This window comes from Bradyrhizobium sp. NP1, assembly GCF_030378205.1.
Classification (GTDB): Bacteria; Pseudomonadota; Alphaproteobacteria; order Rhizobiales; family Xanthobacteraceae; genus Bradyrhizobium.
Window position 1 is genome coordinate 4,812,820 of record NZ_CP127385.1, and the last position, 24,328, is coordinate 4,837,147.

General features: G+C 64.0%; 27 protein-coding genes. 8 read left to right on the forward strand and 19 right to left on the reverse strand.

Annotation, left to right across the window (positions count from 1 at the left end; all coding sequences use genetic code 11):
- Positions 1-51: 51 nt before the first annotated feature.
- A complete protein-coding gene (locus QOU61_RS23310) occupies positions 52-249 on the reverse strand; it encodes a hypothetical protein (protein ID WP_289653541.1) in 198 nt (65 codons plus the stop codon).
- A 691-nt stretch (positions 250-940) separates the two neighbouring features.
- Here QOU61_RS23310 and QOU61_RS23315 point away from each other — a divergent pair.
- Entirely contained in the window at positions 941-2,221 is a 1,281-nt protein-coding gene (locus QOU61_RS23315) for an MFS transporter (protein ID WP_289653543.1), read from the forward strand.
- Positions 2,222-2,402: 181 nt separating this feature from the next.
- On the opposite strand, the gene QOU61_RS23320 is transcribed toward QOU61_RS23315, so the two are convergent.
- The 6 genes from QOU61_RS23320 to QOU61_RS23345 all read right to left on the reverse strand — a co-directional run bounded on the left by QOU61_RS23320 (position 2,403) and on the right by QOU61_RS23345 (position 9,094).
- Positions 2,403-3,617 (reverse strand): ABC transporter substrate-binding protein, encoded by a 1,215-nt coding sequence (locus QOU61_RS23320; protein ID WP_502876973.1) that lies wholly within the window; start codon positions 3,615-3,617, stop codon positions 2,403-2,405.
- 91 nt (positions 3,618-3,708) lie between these two features.
- Entirely contained in the window at positions 3,709-4,470 is a 762-nt protein-coding gene (locus QOU61_RS23325; RefSeq protein ID WP_289653545.1) for an SDR family oxidoreductase, read from the reverse strand.
- A gap of 13 nt (positions 4,471-4,483) precedes the next feature.
- Positions 4,484-5,992, reverse strand: a complete 1,509-nt coding sequence (locus QOU61_RS23330; protein ID WP_289653546.1) for a class I adenylate-forming enzyme family protein — start codon at positions 5,990-5,992, stop codon at positions 4,484-4,486.
- Between the two features lie 35 nt (positions 5,993-6,027).
- On the reverse strand, positions 6,028-6,441 hold the full coding sequence (locus QOU61_RS23335) for a PaaI family thioesterase (protein WP_289653547.1): 414 nt from the start codon (positions 6,439-6,441) through the stop codon (positions 6,028-6,030).
- Complete coding sequence (locus tag QOU61_RS23340) at positions 6,438-7,454, reverse strand: quinone oxidoreductase family protein (RefSeq protein ID WP_289653548.1); 1,017 nt, start codon at positions 7,452-7,454, stop codon at positions 6,438-6,440. Before QOU61_RS23340 ends, QOU61_RS23335 begins: the two co-directional genes overlap by 4 nt.
- A gap of 134 nt (positions 7,455-7,588) precedes the next feature.
- Complete coding sequence (locus QOU61_RS23345) at positions 7,589-9,094, reverse strand: aminotransferase class V-fold PLP-dependent enzyme (protein WP_502876811.1); 1,506 nt, start codon at positions 9,092-9,094, stop codon at positions 7,589-7,591.
- A gap of 101 nt (positions 9,095-9,195) precedes the next feature.
- Between QOU61_RS23345 and QOU61_RS23350 the strand changes: the two genes are divergently transcribed.
- The gene (locus QOU61_RS23350; protein ID WP_289653550.1) at positions 9,196-9,696 is read left to right on the forward strand and encodes an Lrp/AsnC family transcriptional regulator; all 501 of its coding nucleotides are present in this window, start codon (positions 9,196-9,198) and stop codon (positions 9,694-9,696) included.
- 40 nt (positions 9,697-9,736) lie between these two features.
- On the opposite strand, the gene QOU61_RS23355 is transcribed toward QOU61_RS23350, so the two are convergent.
- From QOU61_RS23355 to QOU61_RS23390, 8 genes are all read right to left on the reverse strand, one after another.
- Positions 9,737-10,936, reverse strand: a complete 1,200-nt coding sequence (locus QOU61_RS23355) for a cytochrome P450 (protein ID WP_289661704.1) — start codon at positions 10,934-10,936, stop codon at positions 9,737-9,739.
- Between the two features lie 89 nt (positions 10,937-11,025).
- Positions 11,026-11,985 carry a catechol 2,3-dioxygenase gene (locus QOU61_RS23360; protein WP_289653551.1) on the reverse strand — a complete coding sequence of 320 codons (960 nt, stop codon included), beginning with the start codon at positions 11,983-11,985 and terminating at the stop codon, positions 11,026-11,028.
- The gene (locus tag QOU61_RS23365; RefSeq protein ID WP_289653552.1) at positions 11,982-12,848 is read right to left on the reverse strand and encodes a substrate-binding domain-containing protein; all 867 of its coding nucleotides are present in this window, start codon (positions 12,846-12,848) and stop codon (positions 11,982-11,984) included. Before QOU61_RS23365 ends, QOU61_RS23360 begins: the two co-directional genes overlap by 4 nt.
- On the reverse strand, positions 12,848-13,540 hold the full coding sequence (locus tag QOU61_RS23370; protein WP_289653553.1) for a 4-carboxy-4-hydroxy-2-oxoadipate aldolase/oxaloacetate decarboxylase: 693 nt from the start codon (positions 13,538-13,540) through the stop codon (positions 12,848-12,850). Before QOU61_RS23370 ends, QOU61_RS23365 begins: the two co-directional genes overlap by 1 nt.
- Complete coding sequence (locus QOU61_RS23375) at positions 13,537-14,250, reverse strand: PIG-L deacetylase family protein (RefSeq protein WP_289653554.1); 714 nt, start codon at positions 14,248-14,250, stop codon at positions 13,537-13,539. The genes QOU61_RS23370 and QOU61_RS23375 overlap by 4 nt, the downstream gene beginning before the upstream one ends.
- Before the next feature lie 33 nt (positions 14,251-14,283).
- Entirely contained in the window at positions 14,284-14,991 is a 708-nt protein-coding gene (locus QOU61_RS23380; protein WP_289653555.1) for a TetR/AcrR family transcriptional regulator, read from the reverse strand.
- Between the two features lie 134 nt (positions 14,992-15,125).
- Positions 15,126-15,884, reverse strand: coding sequence for an SDR family NAD(P)-dependent oxidoreductase (locus tag QOU61_RS23385; protein WP_289653556.1), 759 nt, complete (start codon positions 15,882-15,884; stop codon positions 15,126-15,128).
- Positions 15,877-16,281: a hypothetical protein gene (locus QOU61_RS23390; protein WP_289653557.1), complete on the reverse strand. Its 405-nt coding sequence runs from the start codon at positions 16,279-16,281 to the stop codon at positions 15,877-15,879. Before QOU61_RS23390 ends, QOU61_RS23385 begins: the two co-directional genes overlap by 8 nt.
- A 71-nt stretch (positions 16,282-16,352) precedes the next feature.
- Between QOU61_RS23390 and QOU61_RS23395 the strand changes: the two genes are divergently transcribed.
- A complete protein-coding gene (locus QOU61_RS23395) occupies positions 16,353-16,949 on the forward strand; it encodes a TetR/AcrR family transcriptional regulator (protein ID WP_289653558.1) in 597 nt (198 codons plus the stop codon).
- A 37-nt stretch (positions 16,950-16,986) separates the two neighbouring features.
- Here QOU61_RS23395 and aqpZ read toward each other — a convergent pair whose 3' ends face one another.
- From aqpZ to QOU61_RS23410, 3 genes are all read right to left on the reverse strand, one after another.
- Entirely contained in the window at positions 16,987-17,682 is a 696-nt protein-coding gene (gene aqpZ, locus QOU61_RS23400) for an aquaporin Z (RefSeq protein WP_289653559.1), read from the reverse strand.
- A 118-nt stretch (positions 17,683-17,800) separates the two neighbouring features.
- Positions 17,801-18,226: a DUF6882 domain-containing protein gene (locus QOU61_RS23405; RefSeq protein ID WP_289653560.1), complete on the reverse strand. Its 426-nt coding sequence runs from the start codon at positions 18,224-18,226 to the stop codon at positions 17,801-17,803.
- Positions 18,227-18,293: 67 nt separating this feature from the next.
- Positions 18,294-18,839 carry a hypothetical protein gene (locus QOU61_RS23410; protein WP_289653561.1) on the reverse strand — a complete coding sequence of 182 codons (546 nt, stop codon included), beginning with the start codon at positions 18,837-18,839 and terminating at the stop codon, positions 18,294-18,296.
- Positions 18,840-19,207: 368 nt separating this feature from the next.
- Between QOU61_RS23410 and QOU61_RS23415 the strand changes: the two genes are divergently transcribed.
- Positions 19,208-20,953 (forward strand): ATP-binding protein, encoded by a 1,746-nt coding sequence (locus QOU61_RS23415; RefSeq protein WP_289653562.1) that lies wholly within the window; start codon positions 19,208-19,210, stop codon positions 20,951-20,953.
- Between the two features lie 79 nt (positions 20,954-21,032).
- Entirely contained in the window at positions 21,033-21,611 is a 579-nt protein-coding gene (locus QOU61_RS23420; protein WP_289653563.1) for a peroxidase-related enzyme, read from the forward strand.
- A 10-nt stretch (positions 21,612-21,621) separates the two neighbouring features.
- Here QOU61_RS23420 and QOU61_RS23425 read toward each other — a convergent pair whose 3' ends face one another.
- Complete coding sequence (locus QOU61_RS23425) at positions 21,622-22,245, reverse strand: ParB-like protein (RefSeq protein WP_289653564.1); 624 nt, start codon at positions 22,243-22,245, stop codon at positions 21,622-21,624.
- A 296-nt stretch (positions 22,246-22,541) separates the two neighbouring features.
- On the opposite strand from QOU61_RS23425, the gene QOU61_RS23430 reads away from it, so the two are divergent.
- From QOU61_RS23430 to QOU61_RS23440, 3 genes are all read left to right on the forward strand, one after another.
- On the forward strand, positions 22,542-23,444 hold the full coding sequence (locus QOU61_RS23430; protein WP_289653565.1) for an ion channel: 903 nt from the start codon (positions 22,542-22,544) through the stop codon (positions 23,442-23,444).
- A 66-nt stretch (positions 23,445-23,510) separates the two neighbouring features.
- The gene (locus QOU61_RS23435) at positions 23,511-23,852 is read left to right on the forward strand and encodes a hypothetical protein (RefSeq protein ID WP_289653566.1); all 342 of its coding nucleotides are present in this window, start codon (positions 23,511-23,513) and stop codon (positions 23,850-23,852) included.
- A 182-nt stretch (positions 23,853-24,034) separates the two neighbouring features.
- On the forward strand, positions 24,035-24,322 hold the full coding sequence (locus QOU61_RS23440) for an acyl carrier protein (RefSeq protein ID WP_289653567.1): 288 nt from the start codon (positions 24,035-24,037) through the stop codon (positions 24,320-24,322).
- Positions 24,323-24,328: the final 6 nt, after the last annotated feature.

The following is a 24,328-nucleotide window of genomic DNA, read 5'->3' on the forward strand; positions in this document are numbered from 1 at the left end:
CCAGCCTGCACGAAATGGAATCCGACTTCGCTAGCCATCGTCTCTTGCCCTTCAGTTCCGAAGGATCACCGCCGCATCCAACCCGACGTTCAGATCCACTTCCAGGGCAATCGGCCGCTTTTCGATCACGTCGCCGCCTTCCACCCGTCGCTCGCGTGGATCAAGACATGGCCTTTTGCGCGCACACGGCGATCCCACCGAGACGTTCTCGTCGAATTGCGTGCATGGCTTCAATTGCGCTGCGAGCACCAGATCCTCCGTCGTTCCCCCGAGACTAGCGCCATCTTTGCGGCTTGATCAAACTATCATACTAATATTAGTCTCTTTCAGTCCACAGGTTTTTGACGCAACTCCGCTAATTTCCTCTATATAGCCGAAAAGATGAATGTGTGCGGACTTGTCGATAAGCCTATTTTTAGTATGATAGTCCAATAACGATTGCTCCGACGAGGTGTCGCATGCCATCCCGCGGTCCACATGAAATAGTCGTCGACACCTTCGCTGTCGGCGCACCGGTCTCTCGCTGGCGCCTCGGCTACGCCTGGGAAGAGAGGCTGCGGTCGTCGGTTCATCACAACGCTTGCTCCGACCTGGGGCCCTGCACGCGAAGTCGCCTCGACGGCATGCGTCACCCCGTTCAGGAAAGCCCACCGTCACATCTTGTCCGGTCCTGACTCATGGCGTCGGCGGCGCATGCGGTTTTCGGTGGCGGCGCACTCATGAGCCCGGGCCGAAGACGCGTCGGCGCGGCCCGGTGCTCCGGCGCGAGCGTTGATGACGACGAAACTGTTGAGCTCCCAGCGGCAATGCTCGCGGGGTGAATCAACTCGCAAACAATCACTGAAGAGGGGGGATATCCATGTCAGCTCAAAACACTACAACCGCGCCTCGAGATCCGGCGATTTTGCGCCGCGCTATCGCAGCCGGTTTCACTGGAACTGTGATCGAGTGGTATGACTTCGTCGTCTTCGGCACGGTTTCCGTGCTCGTGTTCGGCAAGGTGTTCTATCCCGAGCAGACGCCGTTCATAGCTCTGTTGTCCTCTCTGGGCACGTTCGCAATCGGCTTCCTTGCACGGCCGCTCGGAGGCATCTTCTTCGGCTATCTCGGCGATCGAATCGGACGACGCAACACGCTCATGGTCACCCTGGCGCTGATGGGCGTCGCGACCTTGTTGATTGGTCTTCTCCCCGGCTATCACGCCATCGGCGTCGCGGCACCGGCGCTTCTGATCCTGCTGCGCCTGGTGCAGGGCTTCTCGCTCGGCGGCGAGTTCGGCGGGGTCGCGACCTTGCTGATCGAGCACGCCCCCAAGGATCGTCGCGGCGCGGTGGGAGGCTGGGCGCAGGCGGGCGGCTTCGTCGGCCCACTGCTCGGAACCGTGGTGATTCTCATCCTGAGGTCGGCGCTTTCTGACGCCGAGCTCGTCAGCTGGGGATGGCGGGTGCCGTTCCTGCTCAGCGTGCTCCTGATCGTGGTTGCCGCGTACATTCGCACGCACATCACCGAAAGCCCCGAGTTCGAGCGGGCTCGCGCCCACAAGGAGCTCTCCAAGCATCCCTTGCGCGGCGTCATCGCGGAGTATCCCAAGGAGATCTTCTGCGTCTTCGGCATGCATGCCGGCAACGCGTTGCTTTTCTATACCGGGCTGACCTTTGCCGTTGCCTACATCACCAGAAATGTCGGCCTCAGCCAGACCGTCGCGCTTTGGGCAAACGCCGTATTTCTCCTGGCCGCCACCATCAGCTGCATCGTCGTATCTCGTCTGTCGGACAGGACCGGCCGCAAACCGATCTACCTTGCGGGAACGATCCTGGGGATGGTCATGGCCTTCCCCCTGTTCTACATGCTCGATACGGCAAACGTCGGCATTGTGCTGTTGGCTGCCGCGATCATGGGCGCGATCGAAGGCGGCTTTCTATACGGCATCCAGCCGTCCTATTTCGGCGAGTTGTTCCCGACCAAGTTCCGCTATCTCGGCATGTCGCTGGGTTATCAGGCGGCGACCGTTCTCGTCGGAGCGACCGCACCGATGATCGGCGTGCTTCTTACCGAATGGAGCGGCGGACACCCCTGGGCCTTCTCCCTCTATCTCATCGCAATTCTCGTTCTGGCGGCGGTATCGGTTCTTCTTGCCGGAGAGACCAGGCATCGGGACATCGAGCGCATCGAGGACCAGCGGGGCGATTCATCGCTCACGGAGCCGCGCGGGGCCGTCTAGTGGAGCGGATATTCCGAAGTGTCCTGGGTCGTCGGCCCAGGACGTGCGGATAGCTTGAGCCTGCGGACAAAGTTGCAGGCGGTACCAAGTTCATGAATCAAAAGTCCCCGCCAATGGCGGGGACCTTGTCGGCAGCCCGGCCGCATCCGTTGCCGGATGCGGCTGTGCTGTTGTTGCGAGATCAATGCTTGACCAGCGGACAGGCGCTTTCCGACAACGGGCGGAACGCGTCATCGCCCGGGATCGTCTCGAGGATCTTGTAGACATCCCAGGGCCCCTTCGATTCCGAAGGCTTCTTCACCTGCGCCAGATACATATCGTGCACCATCCGGCCGTCGATGCGGATCTTGCCGCCCTTGGCGAAGAAGTCGTCGACCGGCATTTCCCGCATCTTGGCCATCACCTTCTGCGCATCCAGCGTTCCCGCAGCCGCAACCGCCTTGAGATAATGCATGGTCGATGAATAGTCGCCCGCCTGGGTCGAGGTCGGCATCTTGCCAAACTTCTTCAGGAACCGTTCGGACCAGGCGCGCGATTCGTCCGTGCGGTCCCAGTAGAAGGCTTCCGTCAGCAACAGACCCTGGGCGGCCGCGAGCCCGAGCGCCTTCGTGTCGTTGAGGTTGATCGCGAGACCGACAACCTGGTTCTTGCCCTGACGGCCGATGCCGAATTCCGCCGCCGACTTGATCGAGTTGATCGTATCGGCGCCGCCATTTGCGAGCGCGATCACGTTGGCGGGCGAATTTTCCGCCTGCAGCAGGAAGGAGGAAAAATCGCTGGTATTGATCGGGTGCCTGACTTCGGAAACCACCTGTCCGCCGGCCTGCTCCACGAACCTGCGGCTGTCCTGCGCGAGCTGGTGGCCGTAGGCATAGTCGGCCACGACCAGCGCCCACTTGTTGCCGCCCCGCCGCACCACCGCATTGGCGGTGCCGCGCGCCAGCGCGTAGGTATCCCACGTATAGTGGATGCTGTTCGGCGTGCACTTCTCGTTAGTGATGACCGAGGTGCTCGCGCCATTGACGATCGCGATGCGGTCCTTGTTCTTGGTCAGCTCCATCACCGCAAGCGCCACCGCGGAGTTCATGAGGTCGGCGATCATCACGACGTTCTTCTCGTCGATCCATGCGCGCGCCAGCGTCGCGCCGATGTCCGCCTTGTTCTGATGGTCCGCTGACAGCACCTCGATCGGACGCCCCAGCACCTTGCCGCCGAAATCATCGACGGCCATCTGGATTGCCGTCACAGCACCCGGCCCCGAGATGTCGGCGAACAGCCCCGACATGTCCGTCAGCACGCCGATGCGAACGGGCCCATCCTGCGCCGTCTCGGCCGATGCCGACGCGCCTGCCGCGAGAAGGCCAAGTGCGAAAGCTGCTTTTGCGATATTTCTCATGTCAATCATCGTGCATTCCGTCCTTATCGACTTTTCCGGATCGCGGAAGACCTTCCCGGACCCGCTCCAACAACACCAACCGTTTTGCCCATCACAGGCGCTGACCACCACTTACATCGATGCTCTGCCCCGTAATCCATCCGCCGTCGTCGGACGCCAGGAAGGCGACCACACGGGCGATGTCGCCGGGCTGTCCGACCCGGCCCAGCGCAATCGTCTGCGCGATGCTCCTGCTCAAATCCGCGTCCCTCGCGGCTGCGTTCATGTCGGTCGCGGTCGCCCCCGGCATCAGCGCATTCACGGTAATGCCGCGCGGCCCTAAGTGAACGGCAAGAATCCGCGACAGCGTCGACAGCGCCGACTTGGTCGGCGCATAGACCGGCATTGTCGGGAACGAAGCCCGCGCGCCCATCGACGAGATGTTGATGATGCGGCCACCGTCGTTGAGCGCGGGCAACAATGCCTGGATCAGAAAGAACGGCGCCTTGAAGTTGACCTGAACCATCCGGTCGAAATCGGCCTCGGTCACCTGCTCGATCGTCTTGCGATCGTCAATTCCCGCATTGTTGACGAGAATGTCGAATGACGACGCGCCCCGCCGCTGCCTCAGCATGCCGAGAAACGTGTCCGAGAGCGTGCGATGTCCCGACGCGTCGGCGAGATCGGCAGCGAGGGTAAATCCGGCGCCGCCTGCGCCCTCGATCAGCTCGAGCGTCCGGTCCGCTTCCTCGGCGGCCTTGTTGTAGTGAACCGCGACCAGCGCCCCGTCGGCCGCGAGCTGCACGGCAATCGCACGGCCAATGCCCCGGCTTGCGCCGGTCACCAGAGCCACCTTGCCTGCAAGCCGCTTCATCGCATCCCTGAACTCAACTGGACCAGCCTCGCGCGGCCTCGAGCGAGCGCGCCTGCTCGATCAACGCCTTGCGGTCAATCTTGTTGGTGCCCGCCCAGGGCAGTTCGGACACGAACTTGACCCGGCGCGGATGTTGATAGGCGGGAGCATGCTCAAGCGCGAAGCTCTTGACCTCGTCGTAGGGGACCTTTGTCCCTGCCCTCGGAACGATGAAGGCCACCGGCATCTGCCCGCGCTCCTCGTCGGCAAGCGGCACGACGGCGGCCTGCTGGACGAAAGGCGCGCCCTCGAGCATCTTCTCGACCTCGACGGGATAGATGTTCTCGCCCGAGCAAACGAACATGTCGTCGGCGCGGCCGACGAAGAAATAGAATCCATTCTCGTCGCGGCGCATCACGTCGCCGCTGTAGTACCAGCCGTCGCGCAGCACCTCGTCCGACTTTTCCGGCAGGTTCCGGTAGCCGCTCATGACGGCCGGATTGCGCATCATCAACACCTCGCCGCTGCCGTTGGGATTCGGCACCAGCTTGACCTGGTCCGGTTGCAGCGGATAGCCGATCGACAACGGAGGCGCCGGCAGCCCATCCGGATGCGCTCCGAACACCGCCGGGCCCGCCTCCGTCGTCCCGTAGCCAAGCGAGATGCTTGCCTGCGGGAAGGCTTCGTGAACGCGCTCGATGAGCGCCAGCGTGGTTGGCGCCGACGCCAGCGATATCTTCCTCACGGCAAAGGGAAGCGACCGGGTCAGGTCGGTCTCCTTGACGACGCGGGCGAACATGGTCGGCACCGCGACCAGATCCGTCACCCGGTAGCGCGACAACGCGCTGATGTAGCCGCGCGCCTCGAAGCCCGGCAGCATCACCAGCGATGCATTCGCCGCGAACGCCACCTTCATCGAAAACAGTCCGTTCATGTGAAAGAGCGGCTGGGCGATGATGAATCGCGCATCCTGCGAGACGTCGGGCGCGCGCATCGACACCGCCCAGGCCTGACCCGAATGGGTCAGTGGCACCCCTTTGGGGCGACCAGACGAGCCGGACGTATAGAGCATCTGGCCGATTTCATCGGGCGCGACCGTCACCGTCTCGAAGGTCGCCGGATGAACGGTCACGCCAAAGCCCGACGGACCATCATCGTCGAAACTGATCGTGGGCACGCGGCCCCCGATCAGCGCCTCGCCGGCGGCGTCCACGAACGCGAATTCGATCTTTGCATCGTCGACGATGTAGTCGATGGTCTCGCGCGGCAGCTTGATGTTCAGCGGCACCGCGACATAGCCCGCGCGCATGATGCCGAAATAGGCAGCGGCGTATTCCGCGCGGTTGAGCGCCACGATCCCGACATGGGCCCCGCGCTTCAGCCGGCGGCCGACCAGCGTCCGCGCCACGCCACCGGCGAGGAGGTCGATCTCCCGATGGGTCCAGGTTCGCGGCGCCTCGGGATCGCGCAGATCGATGATCGCGGTCCTGTCCAGATCGCGCGACCTGTCGATAAGATCGCCGAGATTGCTCCACTGCCTCATGCCGCCGGCCTCCAGCCGAACATATCCGTCGCGCCTCACTGGGTGGCGTAGGTTCCCCGTCCGATCGCAATCAGCGCCTTTTTCTCATCGTACACATCGATGTCGGCAACCCCGACGCTGCGGCCGAGCCGCCGCACCCGGGCGGTCGCGAGCAGAGACGTATTGATCGCCGGCCGGAAATAATCGACCCGGAAATTGATGGTCGGCAGGCCGCGCCCGACAAACATCACGAGCGCAAAGTCGCCCACCGTGTCGATGATCGAGGCGATCGGGCCGCCGTGCCACTGTCCGCTCCCGGGTCCGCGTTCGAACTCCGGCCGCATCGGCGCGCGCATGGTGATTTCCTGCTTCTCGGCATCCAGACCAGTGACGCTCAACCCGAGAAAGTGGATGAAGGGAGACCCGCGCAGCATCGCCTCGATCTGCGCCGCCTCGAGCAGCGGCTTCATGGCGCCACCACGATCTTGCCGAACACCTGCCTGCCTTCGAGCACGCGCATCGCCTCCCCCGCCTGTTCCAGCGGGTAGACATTGTCGATCAGCGCCTTGAGCTTGCCCGATGAGACGAGTTCGAAAAGCCGGCTGATGTCGCTGCGCTCCCATCCGTTCGAGCCGCGAACCTGCAGCTCGAATGTCCAGATCACCCGCAGGTCTTCGGCCGGATCGTAGCCCGCCGTGGCGCCGCAGGTCAGGATGCGGCCGCCGAGCTTCAGCGCGCGCAGCGACTTCACCCAGGTATCGCCGCCGGTGAAGTTGACGACGACATCGACGCCACCATTGTCCGGCATGCTGCGATTGCGCTGCGGGCGGCCATGCCGCTGACGGATCACCTGGAGGAAATCCTCCTGGGTGTAGAGAATGACCTCGTCGGCGCCGAGCGCCTTCAGCCGCTCGCCCTTCTCCGCCGTGCCGGCGCAGGCGATCACATAGGCGCCGGCGATCTTTGCAAGCTGCACGCAACACACCCCGACGCCGCCGCTCGCGCCAAGGATCAGGACCTTCTCGCCCCGCTTGACCTGTCCGATCTCGGTCATCATGCGATAGGCGGTCCCGTAGGCAACGGGCAGCGCCGCGGCCTGCTCGAAACTGACGTTGTCTGGAATGCGGAACAGCTGATGGGCCCGCGCCTTGCACAGTTCGGCCAGACCACCATTCATGGTCTCGCCCATCAGGCCGCCTTCGATCCGGTTGAGCGGATCGACCAGCACCCGGTCGCCGACCTTCCAGTCGCCGACCCCGGGGCCGACCTTGACGATCTCGCCCGCGACATCAAGCCCGATGATGACGGGAAATGGAATCTTGATGCCCGGCATCCCGCGTCGGGTAAAGACATCGTGGTAGTTCAGCGAGGTCGCGCGCACGCGCAGCAGGACATCGCCTTCGCCGATCTCAGGATCAGGAAAGCTCGCCTCATATTTGAGCTTCTCGATCCCGCCATGTTCCCGCAACACCACTGCACGCATAGAAACATCCCTTCTGCCAGCCATACCCGGCACCTTGCGGCTGCTCTATACAACAGAGCGCCTTCAGGACCCAAAAAATTGCAACCACCTCTTCGCCCGCCGATGGCTGCCATGCGTTTCCGACAGCGGGCCCGTCATGACACCTCAGATACCAGGCGATCCTGCCCGGCAATTTCTGCGCGCGGGTAGAAGACGGCCCTGCGACTATCGACCGCATAACAATCCAGGAAATCGGTTGCGTCCCGCGCGAGCTGCGCAACCGAATCCAGGATGTACTGCACCTTCTCGTCCGACAGCAGGACGCTGAAATTCAGCCGCGTAAAGCCCGGCTTGCGAAGCTCCTCTCCACGCGCAATCGCGCGCCGCAGGTCCTCGGAGGCCGCCTCGTCGATATCGAGCAGACGATGCACATAGGGACCCGCGCAAGCGCATCCGCCACGCGCCTGTATGCCGAACCGGTCGCTCAGCATCCGCGTCACGAGCTGCTGGTGGACGTAGCCGCCCTTCCCGTCCCCGATCCGGAACGAGATGATGGGGAGACGATCGGCCCGCGTATTGCCAAGGAGCTCGATGCGATCGACCTTGCTCCAGGCCGACAGCGCGCGTGCGCTGAGTTCGGCATTGCGCGCCGACATGGCGCCCTCGCCGATCGCCTCCTTCACGAGGAAGGCAAGGCCGGCCCTGATATCGCCGATCACGTTCGGCGTGCCGGCTTCCTCGCGCCCTTCGAGGCGATCGCTGTAGTCATGCCCGGTTGGCGACACGAACTTCACGGTGCCGCCTCCGGGCCAGGTCGGCGTCTCCGTTTGCACGGCATCGCGACGCACGATCAGCACGCCCGATGCGGCGGGACCGCCAATGAATTTGTGCGGAGAGATGACGATGGCGTCGATCTCGACGCCAGGGGCCGGCTCCATGGCGATCGGCAAATAAGGACCGGCGCCCGCATAATCCCAGATGATCCGTGCCCCCGCGGCCTTGACCTGCCTGGTGATCGAAGCGACGTCAGCGATGATCCCCGTCACGTTTGACGCCGCGGATAACGCGCAGATCACGGGACGTCCGCCCGCGCCGGCAAGGGCCGCGTCGAGTTGCGCGAGATCGGGACCTCCGGTCACGGCCTCCGGGATTTCAACGATTTCGGCGCCGCTTTCCCGCCAGGGCAGAATATTGGAGTGGTGCTCGTAGGGACCGATCACCACGCGCGGCACGGTCCCGGCGCCGAGCGCCGCCTGGATGCCGAACAGGTTCACGAGACGATTGAGCCCCGCGGTTGCCCCCGACCCCGCAAAGATGACGGCGTAGCGCTGGTCCGCTTCGCAGCAATCGGCGATCGCATTGCGAGCGGCCTGCCGGAGCCCGGTGATGAACCCGCCGCAATACGAGGCTTCGGTGTGGCTGTTGGCGTAGAAGGGCAGCACCTTTGCCAGAACAAAGTGCTCGACCGACAACAACGCGCGGCCGGATGCGACGTAATCGGCGTACACCAGCTTCTTGCGGCCGAACGGCCCCACCAGTTCGGCGTCGTTTCCGACCAGGTCCGCAGCCAGGCGCTCAAGGCGATCGTCGCCCGCCATTCCATCCTTGAAGGATGTCAGAAGATCAATCGCTCGCAGAAGGTGTTGGTCCGTGGCGGACATATCGGATGCAGTCGCTTCGTCCAGGCTGACGAAATCTCTATCAGTCAATGAGGGTTGATTCCTCACAACATTTCGGGGAAAATGGCCTAAATATCGTTCATATGATCGAATATACCATGAAAATAGACAAGATTGATTTAGCCATCCTGAGCCGCCTTCAAAAGAACAGCACGCTCTCGCAACGGGATCTGGCCGAGCAGGTCGGGCTCTCCCAGAATGCCTGCTGGAGGCGCCTGCAGCGGCTCAATGCGAGCGGTCTGCTCAAGGGGACCACGACCGACATCGACCTTGCCGCGCTGGGGCTGGACCTGACCGTCTTTGTCATGGTGCGAACGCGCCACCATTCAAAGGAATGGGCGGACCGCTTTCGCAGGCATGTCGAGCGTTTGCCTGAAGTGATCGACTTCCACCGCATCGGAGGCGACTGGGACTACATGATCAAGGTCGTGGCCAAGGGCATGCACGGCTATGACGTGTTCTACCAACGCCTCATCACCAGTTTCGATCTCGACCGGGTCACTGGCCTGTTTTCCATGGAAGGGATCGTCCGCAATCGCCCCGTCGATCTCACCCGCCTGGTTACGATCGCCAGCGATGCCTGACGCCACAGCGCCAAGCCGGGCCTGAACAGTTCCGGACCGGCTAAGCCGCCGCCACCGGCAGCCGCTCGAGCGAGCGCAAGCCAGGCTGCCGCTGCCACCGGATCTCGGAAGGGTCGACCGCGAGGCGGAGATTCGGCCAGCGCGTGAACAACGCCTGAAGCGCACAGGCGGTCTCGATCCGCGCGAGCTGGTGGCCGAGGCAGAAATGAATGCCGGTCCCGAACGACATGTGCCGGTTCGGATGCCGCGCGAGCTCGAGCGCTTTCGGATCATCGATCACCTGCGGATCGACATTCGCCGCCACGAGCATCGCCATGACGCGCTCACCCTTCTTCAGCTTGACGCCATCGAGCTCCACATCCTGGCGGACGTAGCGCGGCTTGGAAAACTGCACCGGCGACACGAAGCGCAGAAACTCCTCGACCGCGAGCGCCGTGCGGCTCCAGTCCTGCCTCAGCCAGTCGCGCCGCGCCGGCTCCCTGAGCAGCTCGAACACCGAGCCGCTGATCAGATGCGCCGTGGTCAACGAGCCCGCATTCAGCAAAAGAAAGAGCATCGACAGCATCTCGTCCGGACTGATCCGTCCGCCTTCCATCTCGACTCGCACGAGCTCGGCAATCAGTCCTTCGCCGCCCTGCTCGCGGGCGGCTTGCAGACGCTCTTCCATATAGCGCCGCATCCTTTTAAAGGCTGGAAGCACACTGAAAAAACCGATCGCGCCCTTGATCCGCGCCATCGCGTTGGCCCAGCCGATGAAGGTGGGCCGGTCGGCCTCCGGCAGGCCGAGCAATTCGCAAATGACCGCCAGCGGCAAGATCTGCGCATAGCGCGCGACAAGATCGGCCGGGCTCCCCTCACTGAACAAGTCGCCGGCCAGGCCATCGGCGATCGTGCGGATGCGCGGTTCCATCCCCACCACGGCACGGCGCCGGAACGCTTCGTCGACAACGCTGCGCAGGCGGGTGTGGTCAGGCTCATCAGTGGTCAGCATGTTGCTGGCGAGCGTTTCAACGAATTTCGGCATCCACCAGCGCAAGCCGGCGACGGAGCCGTCCTCCTTGCGCAACGTAAAGGTCGAGGACTCCTTCAACACATGCGCAGCCACCTCGTGCGTGGTGGTGACCCAAACCCGGCCCACGATCGGAAAATGAACGAAAACCACCGGCCCTTGCGCGCGCAACTCCGCAACCATCGCGGCAGGATCACGAAAGAAAGCCTCGCTGGTAAAATCCACCCGCATCGCCCACTCCGCCATGTCGGCCCGGCCCATGCGGGACATGGGGCGAAACCGGCCGGTTGCAAGCCCGGCCGCGTTCAATCCAGCGCGAACTAATCGCCGGCGACCGGCGGCGTGCCGCGGGTGTGGAAGGACTCGATCGTCTTCAGACCCCAGGCCTGGCCCTTCTTGCGTTCCTCCTCGGTCCAGACGATCGGCTTCCAGTCCGGGGCCAGGATCAGGCGCGCGCCGGCATTCGCCACCTCGACGCGGTTGCCGCCGGGCTCGAACACGTAGAGGAAGAAGGTCTGCTGGATCGCGTGCTTGTGCGGGCCGGTCTCGATCGGGACGCCATTCTCGAGAAAAATATCGGCGGCGCGCAGTATCTCCTCGCGGCTGTCGAGCGCGTAGGTGACGTGGTGGAAGCGGCCCTTCTGGCCGTAGTGGTCGCGGGTGTAGGCAAAGTCGTAGCTCTTGTTCGACATCGTCATCCACATCGCCGCTTCCGTGCCGTCATTGAGCACGATCTGCTCCGTGGTCCGCAGGCCGAGATAATTCTCGAAGAACAGGCGGTTGGCTTTGATGTCGACCGCGAGACAATTGAGGTGATCGAGCCTGCGCACATTGACGCCGCGCGCGGGAAAGCGCTGCGCCTGGTTCTTCAGCGCAGGTCTTAGCTCATCCGGCGCCTTGTACCACTCGGTCTCGTAGTAAAGCTCGACCACGTGGCCGTCGGGATCGCGGCAGCGGAACGCCGGCCCCTGCCCCATGTCGCCATCGATCCAGCCGATCGCGAATTCGGACCCCTTGAGCGCGGCGACCCGCCGCTCCAGCGCCTGCGGGCTGCGCGCACGCAGCGCCATGTGGCCCATGCCGGATGTGTTCGACGCCGTGAGCTTCAGCGAGTAGCGCTCGTAGTCGTCCCAGCCGCGCAAATACACGGACTCGCCCTGCCTGGCGCTGACGGTCATGCCCATGACGTCGACGAAGAATTCAAGGCTCTCGTCGGGCTTCGGCGTCAGCAGCTCCATATGGCCGAGATGGGCGAGATCGAAGATCGGCTCCGGCGTCATTTGGGCATTCCCTCAAGCAGCGGCCGCGTCACGTCATCGAACAGCTCGTCGGCGGCGTATTCACGGGGGATGAGTTTCTGCTGCGCCGCATAGCACGTGATCAGCTCGAGCGAGCGGCGCATCTCTTGCGCCGTGAAGCGCGGCGCCGATGATGCTGCTCGGGCGGATTCGGCGAGCAAGCGATGAATCTCGCGGACGATGTCGGGACGCTCATCGCAAAGCCGCCGGCTCACCACGACCATGTGGTTGATCGGGACCACGCCATGCCTGGCAAACCAGGCTTTCTCCTCGCCCGCGACATCGGCAAACAGCGGCTTCAAATCGGGATGATCGGCCTTCTCGCCAAGCACAGCGTCGAGCTCGCCGTCGATCAGCATCTGCACGATTTGCTTGCCGGTCGGCGCGCGGCGCGTCGTATCCCTGTATTCGGCGACATGGGCGTCCTCGAACGTCACCCAGTCGATCCGATCGAGATCGACGCCATGATCGTTGGCGAGGATACCGCGCAGCCAGGCGCCGGTCGTCGTCGTGAAGGAGCGGATGCCGACGCGTTTTCCCGCGAGATCGGCGGGCGCAAGCCGGCCGCGCTTCACATTATGGAGTGCATGGCCATGCTGAAATCGCGCCAGCACCACGTCGGGCAGCAGCACCATCGGCTTGTCAAAGCTTTTCGCCATTAGATAAGTGACGATCGCCATCTCCGCGACATCGAAGGCCTGCTCGCGAACCATGGGCTTGAAGCCCTTGTTGGTCGGCGAATACTCCGCGAAGTCGAACGCCACCCGGTCGGACCTGATCGTGCCGTTCTTCAGCGCCGCCGTGCCGGGGTGGTCGCCGAGCAAGGTGCGCAGCCGCATCGTCATTATTCGGGCTCCGCTTCATCGACATAGACAAGGCCGGCCTTCGCGAGCGGCTCGCGCATGTTGTACATGTCGAGGCCCAGCACACCCGATGCGAGCTGCCTGCGCTTGCCTTCCTCGTCGGCGTGGCGCTTCTCAGCCCTGGCGACGACGTCGGTGGCGTATTTCCGCTGCACCACGACGACGCCGTCCTCGTCCGCGATTACGGCGTCGCCGGGATGAACGTTGATGCCGGCGCAGACCACGGGCACGTTGACCGCACCCGGCGTCGCCTTCACCGTGCCCTTGGCCGAGATCGCACGCGACCACACCGGAAAGCCCATCTCGCGTAGCGCCTTCACGTCGCGGCAGCCGGCATCGATCACGAGCCCGACCACGCCGCGCGCCTTCAGCGAAGTCGCCAGCAGTTCGCCGAACATGCCGTCGGTATTGTCGGCGGTGCAGCCGACCACCAGCATGTCGCCCGGCCTGCACTGCTCGACCGCGACATGGATCATCCAGTTGTCGCCGGGCTGCGCCAGCACCGTAACCGCAGTGCCGGCGGCTTCCGCCCCCGTCCAGACCGGCCGCAGATAGGGCTTCATCAACCCGAAGCGGCCGTAGGCTTCGTGCACCGTGGAGACGCCGAGCGCGCCGAGCCGCTTCACGAGATCGGCCTCGGTGCGCTTGATGTTGCGGACGACAATAGTCTTCATATGAGTTCCTCCACCGCCATCGGAAACAGCCGCTGATAGGCCTCGCCATAGGTCATGGCCTTGCCCGAGTTGCGCCCGCCCTGCATGCCCCGCTGCAGCGCGACGCGCTCGTAATAGGCCCAGAGATGCTTTTGCGCCGCGAGGATCTCGAAGGTCGTGCGCTTGATGTCCCAGACCTCGTCGATATTGAGGATCACTTGCGGCTTGAAGTTGCACATCTCGGGCTGGTGCGGTTCGAACAGGAACACCGGCGGCGCATTGTAATTATAGTCCGCACTCGGCTTGTGGCCCATCGCCTGCGCCACGATGCGCGCTTCCTGCGCATAGGCGGTCGCGGCGGGATGATCGACGTTGTAGGGATCTTCCAGCGAATGCGTCAGCACGAAGCTCGGATTGAGCTCGCGATAGATGTCGATCAGCCGCTCCATATGCGCCTCCGTCAGCCGCAGCGGATAATCGCCGGCATCGAAGAATTCGATCTCGGCGCCGAGCGCGGCGGCGGCGCGTTCCGCCTCGTCCTTGCGGCCGGCCTTGACCTTCGCGAGCGTCATGCCCGGCTGCTTCCAGGCAAATTGCGACTCGCCGCGTTCGCCGTAGGCGAGGCAGACGATCTTGACGCGGTATCCCTTTTTCGCATGGAGCGCGATCGCCCCGCCGGCGCGCCAAACGAAGTCGCCGGGATGGGCGGAGACAACGAGACCAGTCTTCATGGGAACTCCGTTTTCGTCGGGAATTGGTTGCGTCTAGTGCTTGACCCTTGCCGATCGCGCGCGCGACGGCACAAGCTGGTCGAGCGGCTGCGCCTGCAGCGCGGCGACGGTCGCCCGCACGAGCTGCTCGATCGCGTCGGCCGCATCGGTGCCGTCGGCGTCGCCGCGCGACAACCGCGAAACGCGCTCCGGCGTCACCAGCGAGTAGTAGAGCGCGCCGAGCAGGAAGTGACAGCGCCACACGATCTCGGCGCGGGGAATATGCGGCAGGCTCGCATAGATCGCGTCGATGAAGGCGTGACTGGTGTCGTCGAAGGTCTGCGCGATGATCCTGCGCGCCACGTCGTTGCCCTCGGCCGACATCACCGCGCGCAACCGGGTGAAGCGCGCGCCGCCGCCTGCCAGATCGCTGCCCGACGAAAATGCCGGAAGCACATAGGCGCGAACGATCGCCTCCAGCCGGTCCTGCAGGTCGCGCACGCGCAGCGCTGCGGCCAGGAGCTCGGAACGGCGCAGGTTCATCGGCCCGCAATGGCGCCGGTAGATCTCGAGCAGCAGGCCGTCCTTGGTCTTGAAATGATAGGTGACGCTGCCCGGATTGGCGCCGGCGGCCTGCGCGATGTCGCGCACCGAGACCGCGTTGAAGCCGTTGGTTGCGAACAGCTCTTCCGCCGCCGCCAGGATCGCCTCGCGCAGATTGGGCTTGCGGTTCGCCGCTTCCGCATTTGATCGTATGACCATGCTATTTGTACTAGTGTACAAATAGCATGGTCAGGTCAACAGCAATCGCGCCGATGCAGCCGTGCGCCCGCAGGCGCGCGCTGTTCCGGAGACGACGATCGGCGCGACGACGCGATCGACCGCGCCTGCGGGGCTCAGAGCATGACCCGGCCGCCGGCGACGTCGAGCGTGGCGCCGGTGATCCAGCCTGCGGCATCCGACAGCAGGAAGAGCGCCGCCTCCGTCACGTCGGTGACGGTTCCGATCCGCTGCAACGGGAACCCATTGGCAATGGAATTGCGGACCGTGGCGGGCGCGGCAGCAAGCCGATCGGTCACGACAGCGGAAGGCGCGATCGCATTGACGCGCACCTGGCGGGAAGCAGCCTCGGCCGCCGCCTGGCGGGTCAGCGCCTGCAGTCCGGCTTTCGCGGCGGCGTAGGATGCGGACGCACCCGAGAGCTGGCGGCCGGCCGACGACGACATCAGCACGACCGCGCCGCTTCCCGCCGTCATCATCGCGGGCAGGAAGGCGCGCAGCGTCAGGAAGACCGAGGTCAGGTTGTTGTCCAGCGTTCTGTGCCAACGCTCAAGGCTGTGCTCGACCAGCGGCGTCGGCTCGCCGCCGCCCCCCGCACAGGCCGCGATTAAGGTGGGGACGCCGAACGCACGCACGGCCGCCTTGCGCAGCCGCGCCACCGCCTCCTCCTGCGTGAGATCGGCCGCGATCGCGATGGCGTTTCCTCCGGCCGCCGCAATGCCAGCCACGACACGCTCGAGCGCGGCCGCGTCGCGCCCGCTGACCACGACCCTGGCGCCACGCCTTGCCAGCGCCTGCGCAATATCAGCGCCGATGCCGCGCGAGCCGCCGGTCACCAGCGCGACGCGGCCCTCAAACGCGCCCCTCTCAGACATAGCGCGTCACGACCATGGTGACCGCGGTGACGGCAAGCAGCGCCGCCGCGACGCGCTGCGCCTTGCCGATGCGGTCGCGGGCGCCGTCGATGCCAAGCTTCCCGCCGTGCAGCGCCCGCACAGTGGGAACGCCAACCGAGGCCTGCACCAGAAGGGCAATCAGGGCGCAGGCGGCGCCCAGCGCCAGGACCTGTTCGGCGCGCGCGAAACGATCGCCATGCAGCGTGTGCCAGATGTAGCCGCCGCTCAGGAAAGCGACGATGCCGGCGCCGAATTGCGGAAACACCAGCTTCTCGCCGCCAAGGCCTGCAAGACGCGCAAGCACAAAGGTCGATCCGGCCCAGAACACGGCGACGAGAACGTGGAAGGCGATGACGGCAATCGCGACGGCGGACATGGCATGACCTTTCGAAACGGAATGGACAATTGACTATACATTATGTATATTTAAAATGCGATCACAAGATCATGACCAAGCGCCACTATTCGAGCCCCGTGAGGGAGAAGGCCGCCGCCGAGAAGCGGGAGCGGACGCTTGCGGCCGCGGCCGAGGTGCTGGCGAGCGGCGACCTGACCGCGTTCTCGCTCGACGCGGTCGCGCAGCGCGCCGGCGTGACGCGGCTCACCGTCTACAATCAGTTCGGCTCGCGAAGCGGGTTGCTCGAAGCGGTGTTCGATGACCGCGCCATGCGCGGCGGCCTCGGGCGCATCGCATCCGCGATGGCGATGGCCGACGCGCAGGCCGCGCTTCGCCGCATCATCGAGATCTTCTGCGAGTTCTGGGAGTCCAACCGGGCCCTTGGTCCGCTACATGCGGCAATTTCGCTCGACCCGGAATTCGCCGCCGCGCTCGAACAGCGCAACGAGCGCCGCCGCAGGCTCCTGACCACGCTGGTCACGCGGCTGGCGGGCGAGGCTCCCCTCGCCCGCCGCCGCGACGCCGTCGACATGATGTTCGTGATGACCGGCCAGCCGGCCTATGCCTCGCTGCGCAAGGGCCGCAGCACCGTTGAAGCCTGCCGCCTGATCACGCACGGCTGTGAAGCCGCGCTTCGCGCGCTGTGACGAACCGCGCCAGCGCGCGATGGCGGCACGCTGCCGATCAGTCTTCGTACAGCATGCGTGTCAGCCATCCGGCGATCAGCGCGCCGACGACGGGCGCCACGATGAAGAGCCAGAGCTGCCCGATATACGGGCCGCCGGCGAACAGCGCAGGCGCGATGCTGCGCGCCGGATTGACCGACGTGTTGGTGATCGGAATCGAGATCAGGTGGATCAGCGTCAATCCAAGGCCGATCGGAATGCCGGCGAAGCCCACCGCGGCGCCCTTGGATGTGGTGCCGATGATGATCACCAGGAAGAAGAACGTCAGCAGCAGCTCGGCTGCGAAGCAGGCGCCGACGCTGAAATGCGATGGACTGAGCTCGCCGTAGCCGTTCGAGGCAAAGCCGCCCATGACCCAGTCGGGCTTTCCGGATGCGATGAAATAGAGTGCGGCAGATGCAATGATCGCGCCGACGACCTGCGCGACGATATAGGGGACGACGTGCCTGTTCTCGCAGCGGCCGGCGGCCCAGAGGCCGAGCGTCACGGCCGGATTGAAATGGCCCCCGGAGACGTGCCCGACCGCGTAGGCCATGGTCAGCACCGTCAGGCCGAAGGCGAAAGCGACGCCGAGAAAGCCGATGCCGAGCTGGGGAAACGCCGCCGAGACGACGGCGGCGCCGCAGCCTCCAAACACCAGCCAGAATGTCCCGACGAATTCGGCGGCCAGCCGCCGTTGCATATCGTTCTGCATGGACTTCTCCCTTTGCGCACCCTTCCCCCGCGCTTGTTTTACACGATTCGGCTCCCCGTGACGCCGAGGCTAGCCGTGCGTCGCAACGCAAGAGTACCGCAGCCGCGTCGACGCCCTCTCACCGCGCGCTCGGCCGACCCTCGTCCCTTCGAAAGTTCGACAGAGCAAAGAACAGCGTCACGTCTTCAAGCGCTTCGATCCATACGCCGGATGCATCGAGCAGCCTCGCTGCGACGGCCGCTATTTCCAGCGCGTCATCCCGCCCTGCCGGCCATTCGGGCGTGACCAGCAAAGTCAGCCCGTGCCTGTTGCCAAACGCGCGCACGCTTTCCAGTCCGCGCCGGGCCTGTGGTGGGATCGTCTCATTGGCCCAGGACCACAGGAACGTCCCCCCGGACAACGAGGCCGAGCCGATCACGCGGATGTCCGCGCTGACCGTGCCGCTGTCGGTGGCGAAGATCAGCCGTGCATCCTCGAGCGAACAGTCATACCGGCAGTCGCGCAGCCCATAATCGCGCAACCATGCCTCGTTGCGTTTCTGCATGAGGCGAACGGCTTGCCTGCTCCAGGCGGCCCAATCCGGCACCACGCCGGTCTCTGCCGGAGCAGGACTATCTTCGCTTGAGTTCGAAGGAGGCAAAGAACTTGTCCTTGTTGGCAGCCGCGAGCTCACGATAAGCCTTCGGATACTCGATAGAGAGCATGTACATGCGCTCTTTGGTCCGGACGTAGCGGAAATAGCCTCCCGTATTTGGACCCTCGACGGCAAACGAAAGCATGTCGCTGCCATCAAGGGGTCCGCGGACGATGTCGGACACCCTGTTCGACGGATTGGACGCAAAGGATTTCGGGATGTCGTCGAGCCGCGCCGTCGCAGCGCTCAACAGAGCCTCGACGGCCGCAAACTTCACGCCCTCCGGGCTCTTGCCGCCGACGACATGCGTCGCAGCTCCAGTAGCGGAATCGTGGATCGTGAAATCGTGGAACGGCACCGGCAGCCGCACGGAGAACGAGCCCTTGGTGGATTCTCCAAGGTACCAACCCGAGCCGTCGCCGACGCTGACGCCGGCGCGATGCATTTCGAGCTTGGGCTGCTGCGCACCTGCGGGGGATGGCACCAACACCATCAGAAGCAAGGCGATCGTCAAGGCGCGCATATCCGTCCCCTCTCCCGTCGAGAACGATCGTACAGGGATAGCTGAGATCAATTTGTGACGGTAACCCTGATCAAGATCGACTTCGGGACGGCATCGGCATGCCGCGCCGAGGGCAATGGCCGCTTTTCAGCTTGGTAAATCGAAGGTTAAGCCGAGGACCGTCCACAGCAACCAACACGATGCGCAAAACCCCCGATTTCCCGATGTTTCCAGTGCATCGACCGGGTGGTGTGATGCGGGCATGCTGTCCGGCTCACAGAATGCGTCGGATTTGAATGGCCCGCCACCGCGGAGGCTTAACTGTTTGTGCAAGGACGAACCGCATAGTGGTTGCCGACGCCATTTCGAATGCTTTGGATACCACGACCGTGACATCTTTAGGACGTGTAATTTCGGTTCGCGGATCGCTCGCCCGGGTCGGCCTGCTTTCGACCAGCAAGATGACGATCCCGGAAATACGCGCCACGGTCGGCCGTTTCGTCAGCATCCGCTGCCCGAACTCGATCATCGTCGCGATGATCACCGACGTCTCCTGCGAACAGGTGCCCAGTTCCGCGGACTACATCGCCACCGCCGGCGTCGACCTGCTCGGCGAAATCCTCGGCGGCGAGCGCCCGAAATTCCAGCGCGGCGTCACCCACTATCCTACCATCGGCGACCCTGTCGACCTCATCAACAACCAGGAGTTGCGCACGGTCTATGCGCCGAGCGGCTCCGACCAGATCAATGTCGGCACCCTGCAGCAAGACCCTTCCGTCATCGCCTATGTCGACGTCGAGGAAATGCTGTCCAAGCATTTCGCGGTGCTCGGCTCGACCGGCGTCGGCAAATCGACCGGCGTCTCGCTGCTGCTCAACGAAATCCTGAAGTCGCGGCCGAACCTGCGCATCTTCCTGCTCGACGTCCACAACGAATATGGCCGCTGCTTCGGCGAGCGCGCGCAGGTGCTCAACCCGCGCAACCTGCGCCTGCCGTTCTGGCTGTTCAACTTCGAGGAAATCGTCGACGTGCTGTTTGGCGGGCGGCCCGGCGTGCCCGACGAGCTCGACATCCTCGCCGAGGTGATCCCGCTCGCCAAGGGCGTCTATACCCAGTACCAGCACTCCGACCGCATCGGATTGAAGCGCGCCGACCCGCGGGCGGTCGGCTACACCGTCGACACGCCGGTGCCCTACCGCCTGGTCGACCTGATTTCGCTGATCGACGAACGGATGGGAAAACTGGAGAACCGTTCGTCGCGCATCATCTATCACAAGCTGATCTCGCGCATCGAGACCGTGCGCAACGATCCGCGCTACGCCTTCATGTTCGACAACGCCAATGTCGGCGGCGACACCATGGCGGAAGTGATCAGCTACCTGTTCCGCCTGCCGGCGCAGGGCCGGCCGATGACCATCATGCAGCTCGCCGGCTTCCCGGCGGAAGTGGTTGATTCCGTCGTCTCGGTGCTGTGCCGCATGGCGTTCGATTTCGGGCTCTGGAGCGACGGCGTCTCGCCGCTGCTGTTCGTCTGCGAAGAGGCGCACCGCTATGCCTCCGCCGACCGCAGCATCGGTTTCGGCCCGACCCGCAAGGCGGTGTCGCGCATCGCCAAGGAAGGCCGCAAATACGGCGTCTATCTCGGCCTCGTCACCCAGCGCCCTGCCGAGCTCGACGCCACCATCATCTCCCAGTGCAACACGCTGTTCACGATGCGGCTCGCCAACGACCGCGACCAGGCGCTGCTGCGCTCGGCGGTCTCTGACGCTGCGGCGAACCTCTTGTCCTTTGTGCCTTCGCTCGGCACGCGTGAAGTGCTCGCCTTCGGCGAAGGCGTGGCGCTACCGACCCGGCTGCGCTTCAAGGAGGTGCCGCCGCATCAGCTGCCGCGCAGCGAGGCGGCAATCAAGACCATGCCGTCGGTTGCCGCCGGCCACGACTTGCATTTCGTCGCCGCGGTGCTCGAGCGCTGGCGCGGCGCCACCTCGCAGCGCGACGTGCCAAACGATCCATCACTCGGCGATCGGCAGACGGTGCGCCCGAGCGAACCGCGCCCGGTGGAGGCGCCGATGCTGCAGCCCTCGATGGGGCTCGATCCCGACCGCTTCTCGCTCCTGAAGAAGCCGCTGCGCTAGCGCAGGCGCCGGCGCATCCGCCTTGCGCCGGCCGCCTCATCGACTATGGTTTTCGCAAACGATCAGCCGGAACCATGTCATGACGCAAGCCGCCGCCAATCGCTTTCCCGTTCCCGCCCTCGACAAGCTGCCGGAAGACATCCGCACGCGCCTGATGGCGGTGCAGGAAAAATCGGGCTTCATCCCGAACGTGTTTCTGACGCTCGCCTACCGGCCCGACGAATTCCGCGCCTTCTTCGCCTATCACGACGCGCTGATGGACAAGGAAGGCGGCCTCACCAAGGCCGAGCGCGAGATGATCGTGGTCGCGACCTCGGGCGCCAACCAGTGCCAGTATTGCGTGATCGCGCACGGCGCGATCCTGCGCATCCGCGCCAAGAATCCCCTGATCGCCGACCAGATCGCGGTCAACTACCGCAAGGCCGACATCACGCCGCGCCAGCGCGCGATGCTCGATTTCGCGATGAAGGTCGCGACCGAAGCGCAGAAGGTGTCGGAAGCCGATTTCGCCGCGCTCGATGCGCACGGATTTTCCAACGACGACATCTGGGACATCGCCGCGATCGCCTCGTTCTTCGCGCTGTCGAACCGGATGGCCAACGTCACCGGCATGCGTCCGAACGACGAGTTCTATCTGCTCGGGCGCGTGCCGAAGTGAGCGTCAGCGCCTAATCGTCGCCGGCCGGCCCGCACCAGCCGGGAAGATAGATCGCGTCATGGCTCTTGGCCGCCGCCTGCGCCTTCTCCATCGCCTTGTCGAAATCCTGCTCCACCAGCTTGCGCGACATCTTCCGCCGCAGGAAGTCGGCCCAGAGGAATTCGCTGAACGGCGTGGTGTCCTTGGCAAATCCTCCGGAGCGACGCAGCTCGCCGGCGAGACTGCGGAACGGATCGTCCTTGAGATCGGCAATTGATTTCGGCAGGTCCTTGAAATGCCGACGCTCGCCCTTGGCGTCGTAGGGATAGACCCAGCGCTTGTTGTCCATCACGCCCCAGAAGGCGTCGCGCTCGACCATCCTGAGATCGCCGATCGGCGTGACGAGCACGTCCTTGACGCCCTCCTCGTGCAGCGCCCTCGCGAGATGATGGTGGTCGACCACGTAATAGCGCTGGCTCGGTCCGACCACGACCGGGATCATGTGCTTGCCGAGCATCTCGGACTGCTTCTGCGCCTTCTGCTCGCGCCAGCGCTGGCGCTTTTCCTTGACCTCCCGCATTCCGACCGTCATCTGCGTCGGGCGGAGCGAGAGGATCGACACCGGATGGACCTTGGGCTCGCGCACGTTGGCCATGTTGAAAACCTCGTTTCAATTTTAACAAAAACGTGCCCTGAAACGCGGGCGATTATGACATGATGGCGAAGGCTAGTGGAGCGGATTTGACGTTCGCCGCCGGCTCGCCACGATTCCCTTGCGCAAACGTCAAATCCAAAGCTTCACTAGCATCAATGGCTTGCGAGTGGTCCTTTGATTCCAGCATTCGCAAACGAGCCTCCCGAAATGGGGAGCGCATGTTGGAAATCGGACCGCGAGGAGCGGATTTTGACGTTTGCCGACCACTGGAAAATGCCTTGCGAGACTGAAAAACGATGACCTGGCATCACAACGAGCGGGCTTCGCGGCGGGTCGTGCGGCTGGGCAGCCGCGAGATCGTCACCGAAGGCCTGCACTTGAGCTTTTGGGCCGATATCAGCCACCGCTGCATGACGGCGTCGTGGCCTTCCTTCATCGCCGGCGCGGCGCTGGTCTTCATCGTCTTCAATGCGGTGTTCGCGACGCTTTACTGGATCGGCGATCAGCCGATCGCCAACGTGCCGGACGGCGCCTATATCGACTACCTCTATTTCAGCATCGAGACGCTTTCGACCGCCGGTTACGGCGACATGCATCCACAGACCCATTACGGCCACTTCATCGCGGCGATCGAGCTGTTCACCGGCATCTTCTCGATGTCGCTGATGACCGGGCTGATCTTCGCCCGGTTTTCGCGGCCGCGGGCGCGGCTGCTGTTCGCGAACAATCCCGTGATTTCGACGCATGAGGGGAGGCCGACGCTGATGATCCGTATCGCCAACGAACGGAGCAACATCATCAGCAATGCCACCGCCAAGCTCTGGCTGTTCAAGAACGTGGTGAGCAAGGAAGGCCAGTCGATCAGGCGGTTTGACGAGCTGCCGCTGCTGCGAAGCGAAAGCCCGGCACTGGCGTTGAGCTGGACGCTCTATCACGTCATCGACGAGCAGAGCCCGCTTTACGGTCTTACGCCCGAAGATTTCGCCGCCAACGGCCTTTCGCTCGTGGTCCAGATCGACGGCTATGACATTGTTGCAGCGCAAACGCTGTCCGCGCGCAAAGCCTACGACCATGTGGAGATTCGGTTCGGCCATCGCTATGCGGACATTCTCGGCACCGCCGAAGACGGGCGGCTGCTGTTCGACTACAGCCGGTTCCACGACACGTTCGAGGCCGAGGACTTCTCTCCCCAGAGTTGAAGATTCTTGATGTGAAGCGCGGCTCGCATGCTACATTTATAAGTGAAGTTTCGGAGCCGGCCTTCCGTGAAAACCCAGCGGCCCATTGCGACGGATGAGGAGCATCGCGTGCTCCAGTTCCGGCCGCGCCAGCAATCGCCGCTGCTCCGGCGCCCCGACGGCCTCGCCCCACCCAAGCCCGACAACAAGCTCGAACCGCTCGACCTGTCGCGCTATGAGCGTCCGCGCGAGGCACCCGACGATTTCCGTCAGCGCATGCTCGGCAACATCGCAGGCCTCGCCTTCACCGTGGCGTTGACGGCAATCGGTATCTGGCTCGTGATCAGCATCGCCGATCTGCGCCGGACCCAGGACTGCGTGCTGATGGGGCGGCGCGATTGCGTCCGCATTTCCACACAACCCTTCTGAGAATCCGGTCCGGGCCGCCCGGCGGGCAGGACCCGGCCGGTCCGCCTCCATTGAACTCAGGCCCTCCCTCCGATATACGGGCATCCGACTCTGGACGGTGGGCCTGGATGGTTTTTCGGGCGCGTTTCCCGCCTGCCGTCCCGCCCTTGGGACTTATCTCAATAAATCAAAGGCTTAGTGTGATGTCCTCAACTTTCGATCAGGTCGCCAAGATCATCGCCGAAACCTGCGACATCCCGCGCGACACGATCACACCGGATAGCCACGCCATCGACGATCTGGGCATCGACAGCCTTGATTTTCTCGACATCGCGTTCGCCATCGACAAGGCGTTCGGTATCAAGCTGCCGCTGGAAAAATGGACCCAGGAAGTCAACGACGGCAAGGCGACCACCGAGCAATATTTCGTCCTGAAGAATCTCTGCGCGCGCATCGACGAGCTGGTCGCGGCCAAGAGCGCGGGCGCCTAATCGCCC

Coding starts and splice junctions, on each gene's coding strand:
- QOU61_RS23320 (WP_502876973.1), bottom strand. CDS start 3,617: ATGAGAAATATCGCAAAAGCAGCTTTCGCACTTGGCCTTCTCGCGGCA.
- QOU61_RS23325 (WP_289653545.1), bottom strand. CDS start 4,470: ATGAAGCGGCTTGCAGGCAAGGTGGCTCTGGTGACCGGCGCAAGCCGG.
- QOU61_RS23330 (WP_289653546.1), bottom strand. CDS start 5,992: ATGAGGCAGTGGAGCAATCTCGGCGATCTTATCGACAGGTCGCGCGAT.
- QOU61_RS23335 (WP_289653547.1), bottom strand. CDS start 6,441: ATGAAGCCGCTGCTCGAGGCGGCGCAGATCGAGGCGATGCTGCGCGGG.
- QOU61_RS23340 (WP_289653548.1), bottom strand. CDS start 7,454: ATGCGTGCAGTGGTGTTGCGGGAACATGGCGGGATCGAGAAGCTCAAA.
- QOU61_RS23345 (WP_502876811.1), bottom strand. CDS start 9,094: ATGTCCGCCACGGACCAACACCTTCTGCGAGCGATTGATCTTCTGACA.
- QOU61_RS23350 (WP_289653550.1), top strand. CDS start 9,196: ATGATCGAATATACCATGAAAATAGACAAGATTGATTTAGCCATCCTG.
- QOU61_RS23355 (WP_289661704.1), bottom strand. CDS start 10,936: ATGCGGGTGGATTTTACCAGCGAGGCTTTCTTTCGTGATCCTGCCGCG.
- QOU61_RS23360 (WP_289653551.1), bottom strand. CDS start 11,985: ATGACGCCGGAGCCGATCTTCGATCTCGCCCATCTCGGCCATATGGAG.
- QOU61_RS23365 (WP_289653552.1), bottom strand. CDS start 12,848: ATGACGATGCGGCTGCGCACCTTGCTCGGCGACCACCCCGGCACGGCG.
- QOU61_RS23370 (WP_289653553.1), bottom strand. CDS start 13,540: ATGAAGACTATTGTCGTCCGCAACATCAAGCGCACCGAGGCCGATCTC.
- QOU61_RS23375 (WP_289653554.1), bottom strand. CDS start 14,250: ATGAAGACTGGTCTCGTTGTCTCCGCCCATCCCGGCGACTTCGTTTGG.
- QOU61_RS23380 (WP_289653555.1), bottom strand. CDS start 14,991: ATGGTCATACGATCAAATGCGGAAGCGGCGAACCGCAAGCCCAATCTG.
- QOU61_RS23385 (WP_289653556.1), bottom strand. CDS start 15,884: ATGTCTGAGAGGGGCGCGTTTGAGGGCCGCGTCGCGCTGGTGACCGGC.
- QOU61_RS23390 (WP_289653557.1), bottom strand. CDS start 16,281: ATGTCCGCCGTCGCGATTGCCGTCATCGCCTTCCACGTTCTCGTCGCC.
- QOU61_RS23395 (WP_289653558.1), top strand. CDS start 16,353: ATGACCAAGCGCCACTATTCGAGCCCCGTGAGGGAGAAGGCCGCCGCC.
- aqpZ (WP_289653559.1), bottom strand. CDS start 17,682: ATGCAGAACGATATGCAACGGCGGCTGGCCGCCGAATTCGTCGGGACA.
- QOU61_RS23405 (WP_289653560.1), bottom strand. CDS start 18,226: ATGCAGAAACGCAACGAGGCATGGTTGCGCGATTATGGGCTGCGCGAC.
- QOU61_RS23410 (WP_289653561.1), bottom strand. CDS start 18,839: ATGCGCGCCTTGACGATCGCCTTGCTTCTGATGGTGTTGGTGCCATCC.
- QOU61_RS23420 (WP_289653563.1), top strand. CDS start 21,033: ATGACGCAAGCCGCCGCCAATCGCTTTCCCGTTCCCGCCCTCGACAAG.
- QOU61_RS23425 (WP_289653564.1), bottom strand. CDS start 22,245: ATGGCCAACGTGCGCGAGCCCAAGGTCCATCCGGTGTCGATCCTCTCG.
- QOU61_RS23430 (WP_289653565.1), top strand. CDS start 22,542: ATGACCTGGCATCACAACGAGCGGGCTTCGCGGCGGGTCGTGCGGCTG.
- QOU61_RS23440 (WP_289653567.1), top strand. CDS start 24,035: ATGTCCTCAACTTTCGATCAGGTCGCCAAGATCATCGCCGAAACCTGC.